We start from the raw sequence: 14,329 nt of genomic DNA on the forward strand, positions 1-14,329 counted from the left end.
GGACTTCATGTTTAAGGTTTTGATTAGTACCTCTTTTATTCCCCGAAGGGGATGGTATTTTTAACGTGTCCCTCATGGTGAACGGTAGCCGTTTTTACCACCGGGGTCACCTTTTGTTCGTTTGTTTTCGCTGTTTCCCTGGTGCCGTGCAGGCTTGCCAGTGTGGGAGCGAGCACCAAAGATACGATCGACATCAATTTGATCAAAATATTCATCGATGGCCCTGAAGTATCTTTGAAGGGATCACCCACCGTATCGCCTGTAACGGAGGCTTTATGCGGTTCAGACTTTTTGTAGAAAAGTTCCCCATTGATGTTCACGCCTTTCTCGAAGCTCTTCTTGGCATTGTCCCATGCTCCGCCTGCATTGTTCTGGAACATCCCCATCAGTACGCCGCTCACGGTGGCGCCTGCGAGGAAACCACCCAGCGCTTCGGGGCCCATGAGGAAACCGATAATGATGGGAGAAAGAATAGCGATGGCACCCGGCATCATCATCTTCTGGATGGAAGCCTGGGTAGAGATGGCCACGCATTTATCGTATTCGGGTTTGGCGGTTCCTTCCATGATACCGGGAATGTTTTTGAATTGCCTTCTCACTTCTTCCACCATACTCATGGCCGCTTCGCCTACCGCACGGATGGCGAGGGAAGAAAAGATGAAAGGAATCATGCCGCCAACAAACAGGCAGGCCAGCACATCCGCCTTATAAATATCTATACCGCTGATGCCCGCCACACCAACAAAAGCGGCGAACAATGCCAGTGCGGTAAGCGCGGCGGAAGCAATCGCAAACCCTTTACCGGTAGCGGCGGTGGTATTGCCCACGGCGTCCAGTACGTCGGTTTTTTCCCGTACTTCTTTGGGCAGTTCACTCATTTCCGCGATTCCCCCGGCATTGTCGGCGATAGGACCAAATGCGTCAATGGCGAGCTGCATGGCGGTGGTGGCCATCATACCCGCGGCGGCAATGGCAACACCGTAAAGCCCGGCGAATGCGTAAGAACCATAAATACCACCTGCAAGCACTAAGATGGGGAGGAACGTGGATTCCATTCCAACCGCCAATCCACCGATTACATTGGTGGCGTGCCCCGTGGCTGATTGCCTGATAATGGACATCACCGGACGTTTGCCCATGGCGGTGTAATACTCGGTGATGATGCTCATAAGCGTACCTACTACAAGGCCAACCAAAATAGCTCCGATCACCCCGTTTTGCGTGATGGCAGAAGCCCCGGCAACAACTTCATCCGTTCTGGTTCCATTTACCCAAACATAATCGCGGCTCAGGTAGAAAGCCGTTTCCGGAAGTATTAGGTAAACGAGCACAACGGAGGCAATTGCTGTAAGTACGATAGAGCCCCAGTTCCCCATATTCAATGCTCGTTGAACTGCATCGGTACTGATGCCCGATTTATCTGAAATCCTGACAAAGAATGTTCCTACGATAGAGAAGAGAATTCCGACACCGGCGATCACCATTGGAAGAAGTATTGGCGAATATCCGTTAAAAGCATCGGTTGCAATAGCTTCCTGTCCCAGCACCATGGTCGCCAGTACCGTTGCCACATAAGAGCCGAACAGGTCGGCGCCCATTCCGGCCACGTCCCCCACGTTATCGCCTACGTTATCGGCGATGGTAGCGGGGTTGCGGGGATCGTCTTCTGGAATGCCGGCTTCCACTTTCCCCACGAGGTCGGCGCCAACATCGGCGGCCTTCGTGTAGATGCCACCACCCACGCGGGCGAAGAGCGCGATGGATTCGGCACCCAGCGAAAAGCCCGTGAGCACTTCGATGGCCTTTGCGACCAGTTGATCATTGGCGGCCAGGCCTGGCGCGAACATTTGTACCAGGATGATGAATAAGCCTCCTAATCCCAATACGGCGAGCCCGGCTACGCCCAATCCCATTACGGAGCCGCCCGTGAAAGACACAGCCAGCGCTTTGCTGAGACTGGTTCTTGCGGCCTGCGCCGTGCGCACATTACTCTTTGTGGCAATGCGCATGCCGATGAAACCGGCCAGGGCACTGAATATCGCGCCGATGACAAAGGCCACAGCGATGGTCCAGTGCGAATGTTCGTTCCTGCTGGCCATAAAACCAAGCAGGAGCGCCACCACAATTACGAAATAAGAGAGAATTTTGTACTCCGCTTTCAGGAAGGCCATCGCTCCTTCGGCGATGTACGTGCTGATTTCCTTCATGCGGTCGTTTCCGGCATCCTGTTTAGATACCCAATTAAATTTGGCAAGCGTGTAGAGCAGTCCAATGGCGCCCATAACCGGCACCAGGTAGATGAGTTTGTCCATAAGCGTAGGTCCGATTTTTTTTAGTCATTCAAAATATTCTTTTTTCGTTTGATAAAAAAAAGAAATACCTGCGAATGTTAATAACCGATAGAAACTGTTGAAAAGGCAGCCGGAAGTGACTTGATAATATCTCCGGCCTTCATACTGATGGGGTGGTTGTTCGTGGCCGCGACATCGCCCGCCTTTCCGTGCAGCCAAACGCCTGCCAGGCAGGCGTGAAGCGGCGAAAGTTTCTGTGCCAGCAAACCGGTGAGCAATCCTGCTAATACATCACCACTGCCGCCGGTGGCCATTCCGGGATTCCCTGTCGTATTGAAGTATCCTCTTCCTTCAGGCGTCGCGATAAAGGTGAACCTTCCTTTCAATACCACATATATATTGTGCAATGCCGCCAGGTGAAGCGCCTGTTCAAGGGAGGAGAACCCGTCGGAGGGTTTTCCGGTGAGGCGTGCAAACTCGCCCGGATGTGGCGTAAGCAATGATCCTGCCGGAATATGGTACCAAAGGTATTTGTTTTGCGAAAGAATATTCAATGCATCTGCATCAATTACAATAGGTTGTGAAAAGTGCTTAAATATTTTTTCAAGATATGCCACCTGATCCGAAGCGGTACCCCAGCCCGGTCCGATACCAATGGACTGGATATTTTTATCTGATATCCAGCCGGAGATATTTTCCTGGGAAAGTTCAATGACCATTGCTTCCGGCACCGCGGTTTGTAAGATGTGGCGCTCCTCCCAGGTGGTCATTACGGTAAGTTTACCCGCTCCACTCCGGGTGCAGGAAGCTGCTGCCAATACCGCCGCGCCCATCATGCCGGGTTTTCCGGCCACCAACAAAGCATGGCCATAAGTACCCTTGTGTGCAAATGAGGTGCGGTGCGGAAGGATAGAAGTGATCAGCGAGGATTCAATCGTTTCAAACCGGGCTTCTTCCAATCCCGGAAAATCGGGGCTGAGACCAATATCCAAAACATGTACTTCCCCGGAAAGCGCACCATACTCCGGGAGCAGGAACGGCAATTTGGTGAGCTGGAAACTCAGGGTGAAATCAGCTTTAACGCAAGGAGCATCTTCATCGTACCGGTCCATGAACATGCCCGAGGGTATATCGATGGATACCACTACTGCTTTAGAAATGTTGATATGGCGCACCGTCGCGGCATATATGCCTTCCAGCGCGCGGTTCAGGCCGCTGCCGAAAAGCGCATCAATAACAATTGCGTCACCCGGAATGGCAGGAATAGTTTTTTCATCTTGAATGGTGATTACAGGAACGCCCGCGTGTTCAAGTCGTTCCAGGTTCACCGTAAAATCCGCGCTTTTTTGGGCTTTATCTGTTGCGATCACGTAAACTGAAACGGTGTAGTTTTTCTCCGATAATAACCTTGCGATCGCAAGTCCGTCACCCCCATTATTACCGGTTCCCGCCAATATAACGAATGGGGAAGACGTATTGAATTTTTCCGTGATCCAATGGGTACACGCTTTTGCGGCCCGTTCCATCAGGTCGGTGGAGGATATGGGTTCCTGTTGAATGGTCCATTCGTCCCATGCTCTTGTCGCTTCAACTGTAAGCAGTTTCATGCCCTGAAGTTCGTTCAATTAAGGCAAACGGGTGGTTATTCTTCCAGTTCTTCCTGGCTTCCCCCATAATGCGGGAAGTACCTGAACAGTGGCTTGACCCTGTAAATCGCGCCATTGCGCTTGTTGCCCAACACAATTATCGTAGCGGTATCGGCGATCAGCCTGGTGAACACGGTATTGTTGCCGTGCCACCATCCATTGTGGTAGATTACTTTTGGCCCTGAAGCCGGCACCTGCATGCGCCAACCCAGTCCGTAGTTACGCACGCCGGGTTTTTCAAGGCTGTAAGGCGTAAAGGCGGAATCCATGGTTGCCGCTGAAAACAATTTTCCTGCATACAGCGCCTGGTCCCATTTGAGAAGATCACGGGGTGTACTGTAAATGTTTTTGTCGCCATAAACCAGGTCCAGGAAATCGAAAGGGTAGAGGCGGGTATTGTATTCGTAGGAAGGGGTTACACGTGCGGAATCGGACCATTGGAAAACGAAACTGTTGTCCATTTTCAAAGGGCGGAAAAATGTTTCCGCAAGGTATTCACCGTACCATTTTCCGCTCACCTGTTCTATAATCAGCGCCAGCAGCGCATAGTTCGTATTGCAGTAGCTGAAGTGTCTGCCGGTGGCGAACTGCAGCGGGGGCCTGTAGGTATAAAGCGATTGAAGCACATCCTTATTGGTGGCCCTGATTTTCTTGTCCCATTTGTAATGGTCGAGATAATGCGTATAGTTGGCCAGGCCGCTGCGGTGGTTCAGTAGCATCCGGATATCAATACCGGGATAGGGGAAGGCCGGGAAATATTTGCCCAGGGAATCGCTCAGGGAGAGTTTCTTTTCCTCCCACAGTTTCAGGATCGCCATGGCGGTAAAAGTCTTTGAAACGGAAGCCAGATGGAATGAGGTATTCGCATCAATGGTATCTGTTCCTTTGAGGTGACGGGTACCCGAATACTGTTCGAACACGATCTCGCCATTTTTAGCGACCAGCATCGCACCATTGAAACCGATGGGCGCAAGCGCCGAATCGTAAAAATGCCTGGCGGCGTTGGCGTACCTCGCATGTTCTGCCGGGGAAAGACGGCTCGTTGTGCTGTCTGCCGTTACTTCGGCCACCCGCCCGGGTTCTGTCTGGAAACAACCTGTTGCTAATAAGATGCTCAAGCTGAAAATAACGAAAGTGAATTTCAACGGATATTCTTTTCGGAGTGATACAAACTGGGACAAAGGTAAGGACAGTTTTTTCTTTTTTATCCTGTAACTTAGCCCACCTCAAAACAAACATAGCACTCAACATGGCAGAAAAGAAAACAACGAGCTACCCCAAGGAGAAGATCAATATTCTTTTCCTCGAGAACATCAGCGATAAAGCCGTTAATCATTTCAAGGAATCCGGCTACAGCAATGTGAAGAAACTCGGGGGAGCGCTTTCGGAAGAAGAACTCATTAAAGCGGTGAAAGATGTTCATTTGCTGGGTATCCGTTCCAAAACACAGATCACCGAAAACGTATTAAAAGCCGCCACCAAATTACAGGCCATCGGCTGTTTCTGCATCGGTGTGAACCAGGTCGACCTGAAAAGCGCCCGCAAACACGGGGTGGCCGTATTCAATGCCCCTTACTCCAACACCCGTTCCGTGGCCGAACTGGTAATGGGCGCCTCCGTAATGCTGATCCGTAAAATTGTTGATAAGAATAAAGCCGCGCATGAAGGCACCTGGATGAAGGATGCCAAAGGAAGTTATGAGCTGAGGGGCAAAACACTGGGCATCATCGGCTACGGAAATATCGGTTCGCAGGTGAGCGTGCTGGCGGAAGCTTTCGGCATGAAAGTGATCTTTTACGATGTGGTAACAAAGTTACCTCTTGGTAACGCAGTTGCTAAAAAGACGCTGAAAGATGTGGTGTCTCAGGCCGATGTAATTACGTTGCATGTTCCTGAAACCGCACAAACAAAGAATCTTATTAATAAATCAGTATTAAAACATTTTAAGAAAGGAGCCATTTTGCTGAACTATGCCCGTGGGGAAGTGGTAGACCTGGATGCGCTCGCGAAAGCCCTGGAAGACGGTACCGTAGGCGGTGCCGGTATTGATGTGTATCCCTGGGAACCGGAAAAGAATGGCGATACATTCACCACACCGCTGCAGAACCTTTCCAACGTGATCCTCACCCCGCACATAGGAGGTTCAACAGAAGAAGCCCAGCAAAACATTGGCGAAGATGTGAGCAATAAGTTGTTCCAGTACCTGGAAATGGGCGGCACCACAGGCTCGCATACCGTACCATCACTCAGTTTACCACCACAGGAAGGTACGCACCGGATTCTGCACATTCACAACAACGTACCCGGAGTACTTTCTGAAATCAACACCCAGCTTTCCAACCATAAGATCAACATTCTGAGTCAATACCTCAAAACGAATGATGAGATTGGTTACGTGGTGCTGGATGTGGATAAGAAACTTTCCGCCCAGGCATTTCAACTGCTGAAAGAAGTGAAAGAAACCATCAAAGTGAGAATGTTGTATTAATCTCCTTCCGCATAAAATGATGAAGCCCGGCTGATTTAGTTAGCCGGGCTTCTTTCATAAAAGATCAATTGATGGATTTTGTGAATTGATTTTCAATTTTTTATAGAGATTTTCAGAAGGTGTTTTTTGAATTGAATATCAAGGTCGCCATACAAAATACCTTCATACCTCAACAATCCCTTATATTTACACGTCAGTATATTGAATGCAGTAAGAAGAAAGGCATTTTGCTTTTTCGAAAAATAAAACAGAACAGAAAGGTGACTTTTGCAGATTTTAATTTAGATGAACAGTTGATGGAAGGTTTGGAAGCGATGAATTTTAATACGCCCACCCCCATCCAACAACAAGCGATCCCCATAATTTTACAAGATAAGGACCTCGTGGCCTGCGCACAAACAGGAACAGGGAAAACCGCTGCCTATCTGCTGCCGGTGATCCACAAACTGATGCAGAAAGAAGACCGTAAACTGAACACCCTGATCCTCGCCCCCACAAGGGAACTTGCGCAGCAGATCGACCAGCAGGTGGAGGGCATCGGTTATTTTACCGGCGTAAGTTCCATGGCCATTTATGGCGGTGGCGATGGCGCATTGTGGACCCAACAGAAGAAAGCCATCCTGGAAGGCGCGGATATTATTATCGCCACACCAGGCAGGTTGATCGGCCATCTTGCTTCCGGCGCCATCAATTTTCACCACCTGGAACACCTTATCCTGGATGAGGCCGACAGGATGCTGGACATGGGTTTCTATGACGATATCGTCCGCATCATTCAGTTCCTGCCGCAGAAAAGGCAGACGCTGTTGTTCTCGGCCACCATGCCACCAAAGATCAGGACGCTGGCCAATAAGATTCTGCACGAACCCGAACAGATCAACATCTCGGTTTCCAAACCCGCAGAAGGTATTCTGCAACAGGCTTACATGGTTTTCGATGAACAGAAAACACCGCTCATTAGTTCCCTCCTGAAAGATACACCGCACCAAAGCATCATCATCTTCGCCTCCACAAAGGAAACGGTGAAAAAGCTGCATACCACTTTAAAGCGCAAAGGCTTTGGTATTGAAGCTTTCCACTCCGACCTGGAGCAGGCGGAAAGGGAGGCGATCCTACAACAATTTAAAAGCCGCAGGCTACCGATACTGATCGGTACCGATGTGCTTTCCCGTGGTATCGATGTGGAGGGAATAGGGTTGGTGGTGAACTACGACGTGCCGCCTGATCCCGAAGATTATATTCACCGTATTGGTCGTACCGCCCGTGCAGCTACCACGGGAACCGCCATCACTTTCATTACCCCACGCGATCAGCGCAGGTTCCACCAGGTGGAACAATTGATGGAAAGGGAAGTAAGTAAGTTACCTGTTCCGGAAGAACTGGGTCCGGTTCCTGAATACAATCCAGGTGCAGGTCGCGGCAGCGGTGGCGGACGAAATTTTGGCGGCAACAGAAAGGGCGGGGGCAACAATTTTAACCGCAGGCAGCCGCCCAGGCACCAGCACAACAAAGAACAGCATAAGGGACAACGATCCGGTGGCGGACAAAGAGGTGGCGGGAACGCTTCACCCAAGCAGGGAGAGTAATCTCCTGGCCCTTACTTTAAATGAAGGAAGGGCATCCTCCATTAATGTTGTCAGTATTATCCTGAGTTCATCCCCGATCTCAGGATATTCATACCAGAGGTTTTCCAGGATTGAAATAGAAAAAGCTTTTACGGCAGCGGCTTCTTTCGGATCTTCCAGGAAACGGAAGCAGGTATCCATTACCGCACCGAGGAAGTCTTCCGGCAGGTGAACATATTGTAATGCACGTGTGATATTTCTCCGGATGGCGGGATGTCGGTTAGGTTCCACCATCCACTCCAGCAATTTACCGAGGTGTGGAACAAGGTGATAGTGGCTCCTTTCACCCACATAGCCCAATACCCAGGAAGCCCGCTGTGATAGTTTTTTATCGCTGCTCCCCACTATATTAACCAGTGCATCCACTTTCTTTTTATCATCGCCTATGTAAGTAAGTACTTCCTCACAAATTTCTTTGTTGTGCCCTTCCTGCAATTTGTTCTTCAAAATCAAATCCAGGGTATCCTTTTTTTCGTTCATAGCGGAAATTAATGATATGAAACCAAGCTTAACACTTTCAAAAGCAGGCATGCTGGCTTTAACCGGTTTGCTGCTCAGCCTTTCATCCTGCAAAAAAGATAAAAAAGATGACATGGGACAGTCAATAGAAGCGGTTGATTTTTACTTGCTCACCACTTCTAATGCGCTGATCAAATATAACGGAGAAAATCCATCAATGCCACTGGCCACAACGCCCATTTCCGGTATAGCTTCGGGGGAGAATATTGTAAGCATCGACTTCAGGCCGGCTACAGGTCAGCTTTACGGGATCAGCAATATGAGCAAACTCTTCGTGATCAATCCTGATAATGGAATGGCGAAGCAGGTGGGGGCGGAACCGTTTACACCCGCTTTAAACAGTACAAAAGTTTCCATCGATTTTAACCCCACAGTTGATCGCCTGCGGGTGATTACAGATAAGGGCCAGAACCTCCGTATGAATCCTGAAACAGGAACTGTGGTGGCTACCGATGGCAATATCAATGGCGTTATGAACGCGGCCATTACAGGTGCAGCCTACACGAATAGTAAGGCAGGTGCTACTTCCACGGTATTGTTCGATATTGATGCAACGACACAAAAATTATACAAGCAGAATCCGCCCAACGATGGTAAGCTCGAAGAAGTTGGTGCGTTGAAAGTCAATTTTTCCGGGGTGGCGGCATTCGATATCAGCCCGGATAATAAAGTAAGTATCGCAGCGCTCACCACCAACAGTGGCACCGGCCTTTATTTCATTGATGTGAACACGGGAAAGGCGACTATGGTTACAAAAATCGCACAAGCCGTAATAGGACTGGCCATTCAGAGCGCACCTGTAGCTTATGCCACTGATGCATCGAACGGACTGATCATCTTTAACCCGATGATGCCTTCGTATATGGTGTCCAAACCAGCGACCGGCATTGCAACCGGAGACAAAATTGTTGGACTGGATTTTCGTCCGGCCAACAGTCAGCTGTATGCGCTTGGTTCCACCGGCAGAATATATACCGTAAATACTTCCAACGCTGCTTTCACGCAGGTGGGTAATGTATTTGCGACTGCCTTGATGGGAACCGAATTTGGCTTCGACTTCAACCCTACGGTTGACCGCATAAGGTTAGTGAGCAATATGGGACAGAACTTACGCCTTAACCCTAATGATGGCACCGTAGCAATGGTGGATGGCATGCTCAACCCGGGAACGCCGGCCGTTACAGCGGCCGCGTATACGAATAATTTTGCGGGGGCAACTACCACAACGCTCTTCGTGGTGGATGCGGCAGCTGGCAAATTGTTTAAACAGGATCCTCCCAATAATGGTACATTGGTTGAAATTGGTACACTTGGCGGGATGTTCAACGGGAGCAACGGATTTGATATCGGGGGAAGAACCGGGATGGCTTATGCGGTATTGACCAGTGGTACTGCTACGGGCATCTATTCCATAAACCTCACTACGGGTAGAGCTACTATGATGAGCAGTTTCGGAACCCAGGTATCTGCTATGGCAGTTTCTCCGGGACTATAAGCACATGCAGCATTAAGCTGTATATATTTTTCCAGGGTGTCAGGAAAAAGAGCGGCCGTATCCATCTGATACGGCCGCTTCTTATTGATTTCTTTTGTATTAAACAGATACGCTTACAAGTGGATCGCTTCACCGTACGCCACTTCGATCGCGTCTTTCACGCTTTCAGAAATAGTGGGGTGGGGGTGAATACTGTTCAGCACTTCCTGGTAAGTAGTTTCCAGTTTGCGCGCGGTCACGGTTTGAGCGATGATCTCAGTTACGTTGTAACCGATCATATGTGTACCGAGCCATTCTCCATATTTCGCGTCGAAGATCACTTTTACGAAACCTTCTGTATGTCCGGCAGCGGAAGCTTTTCCGGAAGCGCTCAGGGGGAACTTGCCCACTTTGATTTCGTAGCCGGCTTCTTTCGCCGCTTTTTCGGTGAAGCCCACGGAAGCGATCTCTGGTGTGCAATAGGTACAACCGGGCACATTGCCGTAATCGAGGGCTTCTGGTTTGTGGTGGTATTTTTTCTCGTTGTAACCGAGTGCCTCTACACAAATGATGGCTTCTTTGGAAGCCACGTGCGCGAGCGCCTGACCGGGAACACAGTCGCCGATGGCGTAGATGCCGGGCACATTGGTCTGGTAGAATTTATCCACCACGATCTTGCCTTTATCGGTTTTCACACCAACAGTTTCCAGGCCGATGTTCTCAATATTGGCCACCACACCTGCTGCGCTCAGCAGAATATCGGCTTCCAGCGTCACTTCTCCGGTTGGTGTTTTTACTTTGGCTTTCACGCCGGCACCTGAAGTATCTACACTGAGTACTTCGCTGCTGGTCATGATGTCGATGCCAATTTTCTTATAGCTCTTTTCGAGTTCTTTTGAGATATCGTCGTCTTCTACCGGAACTACTTTCGGCATAAATTCCACGATGGTCACTTTGGTGCCCATGCTGTTGTAGAAGTAGGCGAATTCCACGCCGATCGCGCCACTGCCCACCACGATCATGGATTTGGGCATTTCAGGCAGCACCATCGCCTCACGGTATCCGATCACTTTTTTGCCATCCTGTTTCATGGAAGGCAGTTCACGGCTTCTTCCGCCGGTGGCCACAATAATATGTTTGGCTTCCAGCACCTGTACCTTACCATCGGTCCCGGTAACTTCGAGCTGGCCTTTGGCCTTGATTTTACCATAGCCCATGTGTACATCAATCTTATTCTTACGCATCAGGAACTGAACGCCCTTGCTCATTTTATCGGCCACACCGCGGCTTCTCTTCACCACGGCACCAAAATCTGCGCTACCGTTCGCTTCCAGACCAAAATCTTTCGCATGCTTAATGTATTCAAATACCTGCGCGCTTTTTAACAAAGCTTTGGTAGGAATACAGCCCCAGTTCAAACAAACCCCACCCAGACTTTCCTTTTCCACGATGGCGGTTTTAAAACCAAGCTGAGATGCCCTGATAGCCGCTACATAGCCGCCGGGGCCACTCCCAAGAACAATTACGTCGTATGCCATAGTTATTGATTTCGTTTAAAATGACAGGCGAAAGTAAGCCAATTGGGGCAAAAAGCAAAAAGAGGAAATGCCTACCTTTGTGCCGCAAAAAAGCATAAACCGTTCATAATGAAACTTGATATACTGGCTATAGCCGTGCACCCCGATGATGTGGAACTGTGTTGCGCGGGTACGTTGATGATGGAAAAACTGAAAGGGAAAAAAACAGGTATCGTGGACCTGACACGCGGAGAACTGGGCACACGGGGAACGCCCGAACTGCGCCTCGAAGAAGCCCAAAAAGCGGCGGCCATCATGGAAGTGGACGTACGAGAGAACCTGGGCATGGCCGATGGTTTTTTCCGGGACGATGAAGCGCACCAGCGGAAGATCATCGAGGTGATCCGTAAATACAGGCCCGAAATTGTACTCACCAACCCACTTTCCGACCGGCATCCCGATCATGGACGTGCCGGAAAACTGATTGCCACCGCCGCTTTCCTAAGTGGATTGCGGAAAATTGAAACAACGGGCGCAGATGGAAAGCCACAGGAACACTGGCGGCCAAAGTATGTTTTCCATACTATCCAGGATACTTACCACGAACCGGATTTTGTGTACGATATCACCCCGGTGGCGGCAAGGAAACTGGAGGCGATCAAAGCCTATTCATCCCAATTCTTCTCCGAAACCTACAAAGCGGATGAACCACAAACCTATATTTCAAACCCGGGTTTCCTGGAGTTTGTGGCGGGAAGAGATAAAATGCTCGGCAAAATGGTGGGAGTGGCCCACGCCGAGGGATTTACTACAGAAAAAATGATTGGTGTTCAATCATTTGATGCGTTCGTTCAACAAACCACCTGATTACCCCCTTTTTAATTTACCTTTCCGCTTCATCAATTTATCAGTAACCTGCATTATATTTGCCGGTTTATAGTATTTATCTCATGGCAACACCGAAATTCGCATCAGTTCCAATGTCCTTTCACTCCGAACTTAAAAAGAGGGTTCAGGAGTATTTCGATCAGAAAAAAATCTCTCCCACAGGTGACTTCAGGCTTTTTTCCAAGGCAATCATTCTTTTACTTTCTTTGGTGGCAGTGTATGTTCACCTGGTCTTTTTTGAATCTCCGGTTTGGGTAGCGCTGCTGGAATGCGTTGTGTTGGGCGGCGTGGTATCCGCGATCGGCTTCAATGTAATGCACGACGGCGCACATGGCAGTTTCAGTCAGCACAAATGGATGAACAATATCGCCGCTTTCTCCCTTAATGTGTTGGGCGGAAGCAGCTTCATGTGGAACGTAAAACACAATATCATTCACCATGCCTACACCAATATCGATGGTATGGATGATGATATCGATATCAAGCCTTTCATGCGCATGAGCGTTTCGCAAAAGAAGTATAAACTGCATAAATTCCAGCACATCTATTTCTGGTTCCTTTATTGCCTGCTCTATATTTTCTGGATTTTTGTTTCCGATTATAAAAAGTATTTCACCAAAAAGATCGGCGATATGCCCCTTAAAAAGATGGCGTTGAAAGATCATCTTTTCTTCTGGGGATTCAAAGCGCTGAACCTTTTCCTGTTCATCGGTTTACCAATATATGTTGTCGGTTTTCAACACTGGCTCATCGGCTTCCTCGTGTTTACGGTAGTGGCTGGTCTGGTACTGAGTGTAGTGTTCCAACTGGCGCATACTGTTGAACATACCGCGTTCCCCATGCCTGATGAAGTAACCGGTAAACTGGAAGACGAGTGGGCGGTTCACCAATTGCGCACCACCGCGAATTTCGCTACCCAGAACAAGGTTGTTTGCTGGCTGGTAGGCGGCTTGAATTTCCAGGTAGAGCACCATCTTTTCCCGAAGATTTCCCACGTACATTATCCTGCGATCAATAAAATTATTAAGCAGGCTTGTGCCGAATATGGTGTGGTGTATATTGAATATGCCAGGGTAAGACAGGCGCTGGCTTCGCATATTTCCTACCTGAAGATGGTGGGACAGGCAGCATAATTATTGGAGTTTAAAAATTTTATTAAAGCTGCTTCTGAATTTAGGAGCAGCTTTTGTTTTTATCCTTAGTTAACTTGGTCAGTTGTTATTCATTCCTGATAACAAATGTGGTGTTTGGTGCCTGAAGTTTAAAAGAGTAAATTTGAAACAAATAGTTTGAAAATGGGACTTGCAAATCCAGTTCAGCAACAGATAACGCAATATTTACCCAGGCTGAGTGCGGAACAGCAGAAAGCGGTATTAACCGTAGTAAAAACTTTTGTGAAACAACAGGAAACGCATCATTCGAGCCCTTTAGAGGATTCGGCGTTTGTTGCTGAAATGGATCGGCGCATGGCTGAATTGGAAAACAATGAGGTTAAAGGTGTTAGCTGGGAAGAAGTGAAACGTAAAGCCCGTAAGTCGGTAAAATCATCCAAGTAATGAAGTATGCACTTGTATTTCATCCCGCTTCACAGATGGAATATACAGAAGCATTCATATGGTATGAAAAACAGCAAGCAGGACTTGGACATGAATTTGAGGAAGCATTGGAAGAAAGATTACTTCAAATTGCACAACATCCGGAACATTACAGTGCTGTAAAGAAGCCTTACAGGGAAGCGAGCGTTAATAAATTTCCTTTTGTAATTGTATATAAGATCAGTAAACAGACACGAAGTGTGTTTATTTTCTCTATTTTTCATACAAGTAGAAATCCGAGACTGAAGTACCGAAAGAAAAATTGATCTCTCTCCGATCAATTTGA

12 protein-coding genes are annotated in these 14,329 nt (G+C 48.6%); 7 read left to right on the forward strand and 5 right to left on the reverse strand.

Annotated features, from left to right (window positions below):
* Positions 1 to 35: 35 nt before the first annotated feature.
* The 3 genes from M4J38_RS06745 to M4J38_RS06755 form a co-directional block, all read right to left on the reverse strand.
* Positions 36 to 2,312, reverse strand: coding sequence for a sodium-translocating pyrophosphatase (locus M4J38_RS06745; RefSeq protein WP_251758778.1), 2,277 nt, complete (start codon positions 2,310 to 2,312; stop codon positions 36 to 38).
* Between the two features lie 77 nt (positions 2,313 to 2,389).
* The gene (locus M4J38_RS06750) at positions 2,390 to 3,898 is read right to left on the reverse strand and encodes an NAD(P)H-hydrate dehydratase (protein WP_251758779.1); all 1,509 of its coding nucleotides are present in this window, start codon (positions 3,896 to 3,898) and stop codon (positions 2,390 to 2,392) included.
* 35 nt (positions 3,899 to 3,933) lie between these two features.
* Positions 3,934 to 5,055 (reverse strand): serine hydrolase, encoded by a 1,122-nt coding sequence (locus tag M4J38_RS06755; RefSeq protein ID WP_251758780.1) that lies wholly within the window; start codon positions 5,053 to 5,055, stop codon positions 3,934 to 3,936.
* Positions 5,056 to 5,186: 131 nt separating this feature from the next.
* Between M4J38_RS06755 and serA the strand changes: the two genes are divergently transcribed.
* Together serA and M4J38_RS06765 are read left to right on the forward strand one after the other, a co-directional pair.
* Positions 5,187 to 6,425 (forward strand): phosphoglycerate dehydrogenase, encoded by a 1,239-nt coding sequence (gene serA / locus M4J38_RS06760; RefSeq protein WP_251758781.1) that lies wholly within the window; start codon positions 5,187 to 5,189, stop codon positions 6,423 to 6,425.
* A 260-nt stretch (positions 6,426 to 6,685) separates the two neighbouring features.
* Entirely contained in the window at positions 6,686 to 8,011 is a 1,326-nt protein-coding gene (locus M4J38_RS06765) for a DEAD/DEAH box helicase (RefSeq protein WP_251758782.1), read from the forward strand.
* On the opposite strand, the gene M4J38_RS06770 is transcribed toward M4J38_RS06765, so the two are convergent.
* Complete coding sequence (locus M4J38_RS06770) at positions 7,991 to 8,530, reverse strand: hypothetical protein (RefSeq protein ID WP_251758783.1); 540 nt, start codon at positions 8,528 to 8,530, stop codon at positions 7,991 to 7,993. The two genes, M4J38_RS06765 and M4J38_RS06770, sit on opposite strands and share 21 nt — an antisense overlap.
* 16 nt (positions 8,531 to 8,546) lie before the next feature.
* Here M4J38_RS06770 and M4J38_RS06775 point away from each other — a divergent pair, with 16 nt between their 5' ends.
* On the forward strand, positions 8,547 to 10,064 hold the full coding sequence (locus M4J38_RS06775) for a DUF4394 domain-containing protein (protein ID WP_251758784.1): 1,518 nt from the start codon (positions 8,547 to 8,549) through the stop codon (positions 10,062 to 10,064).
* Between the two features lie 113 nt (positions 10,065 to 10,177).
* Here the strand turns inward: M4J38_RS06775 and lpdA are convergent, their stop codons facing one another.
* Positions 10,178 to 11,581, reverse strand: coding sequence for a dihydrolipoyl dehydrogenase (gene lpdA, locus M4J38_RS06780; protein ID WP_251758785.1), 1,404 nt, complete (start codon positions 11,579 to 11,581; stop codon positions 10,178 to 10,180).
* A gap of 108 nt (positions 11,582 to 11,689) precedes the next feature.
* On the opposite strand from lpdA, the gene bshB1 reads away from it, so the two are divergent.
* The 4 genes from bshB1 (at position 11,690) to M4J38_RS06800 (ending at position 14,309) form a co-directional block, all read left to right on the forward strand.
* Entirely contained in the window at positions 11,690 to 12,427 is a 738-nt protein-coding gene (gene bshB1, locus M4J38_RS06785; protein ID WP_251758786.1) for a bacillithiol biosynthesis deacetylase BshB1, read from the forward strand.
* 113 nt (positions 12,428 to 12,540) lie between these two features.
* Positions 12,541 to 13,581 carry an acyl-CoA desaturase gene (locus M4J38_RS06790; protein WP_251758787.1) on the forward strand — a complete coding sequence of 347 codons (1,041 nt, stop codon included), beginning with the start codon at positions 12,541 to 12,543 and terminating at the stop codon, positions 13,579 to 13,581.
* 162 nt (positions 13,582 to 13,743) lie between these two features.
* Positions 13,744 to 14,004 (forward strand): addiction module protein, encoded by a 261-nt coding sequence (locus tag M4J38_RS06795; RefSeq protein WP_251758788.1) that lies wholly within the window; start codon positions 13,744 to 13,746, stop codon positions 14,002 to 14,004.
* Positions 14,004 to 14,309, forward strand: coding sequence for a type II toxin-antitoxin system RelE/ParE family toxin (locus M4J38_RS06800; RefSeq protein WP_251758789.1), 306 nt, complete (start codon positions 14,004 to 14,006; stop codon positions 14,307 to 14,309). The genes M4J38_RS06795 and M4J38_RS06800 overlap by 1 nt, the downstream gene beginning before the upstream one ends.
* Positions 14,310 to 14,329: the final 20 nt, after the last annotated feature.

The sequence above is a fragment of the Parasegetibacter sp. NRK P23 genome, from assembly GCF_023721715.1.
Lineage (GTDB): Bacteria > Bacteroidota > Bacteroidia > Chitinophagales > Chitinophagaceae > Parasegetibacter.

Excerpts from the sequence above, each read along its gene's own strand:
- M4J38_RS06800 (WP_251758789.1), top strand. The coding sequence starts at position 14,004 with ATGAAGTATGCACTTGTATTTCATCCCGCTTCACAGATGGAATATACA.
- M4J38_RS06795 (WP_251758788.1), top strand. The coding sequence starts at position 13,744 with ATGGGACTTGCAAATCCAGTTCAGCAACAGATAACGCAATATTTACCC.
- serA (WP_251758781.1), top strand. The coding sequence starts at position 5,187 with ATGGCAGAAAAGAAAACAACGAGCTACCCCAAGGAGAAGATCAATATT.
- bshB1 (WP_251758786.1), top strand. The coding sequence starts at position 11,690 with ATGAAACTTGATATACTGGCTATAGCCGTGCACCCCGATGATGTGGAA.
- M4J38_RS06790 (WP_251758787.1), top strand. The coding sequence starts at position 12,541 with ATGTCCTTTCACTCCGAACTTAAAAAGAGGGTTCAGGAGTATTTCGAT.
- lpdA (WP_251758785.1), bottom strand. The coding sequence starts at position 11,581 with ATGGCATACGACGTAATTGTTCTTGGGAGTGGCCCCGGCGGCTATGTA.
- M4J38_RS06775 (WP_251758784.1), top strand. The coding sequence starts at position 8,547 with ATGAAACCAAGCTTAACACTTTCAAAAGCAGGCATGCTGGCTTTAACC.
- M4J38_RS06745 (WP_251758778.1), bottom strand. The coding sequence starts at position 2,312 with ATGGACAAACTCATCTACCTGGTGCCGGTTATGGGCGCCATTGGACTG.
- M4J38_RS06770 (WP_251758783.1), bottom strand. The coding sequence starts at position 8,530 with ATGAACGAAAAAAAGGATACCCTGGATTTGATTTTGAAGAACAAATTG.
- M4J38_RS06750 (WP_251758779.1), bottom strand. The coding sequence starts at position 3,898 with ATGAAACTGCTTACAGTTGAAGCGACAAGAGCATGGGACGAATGGACC.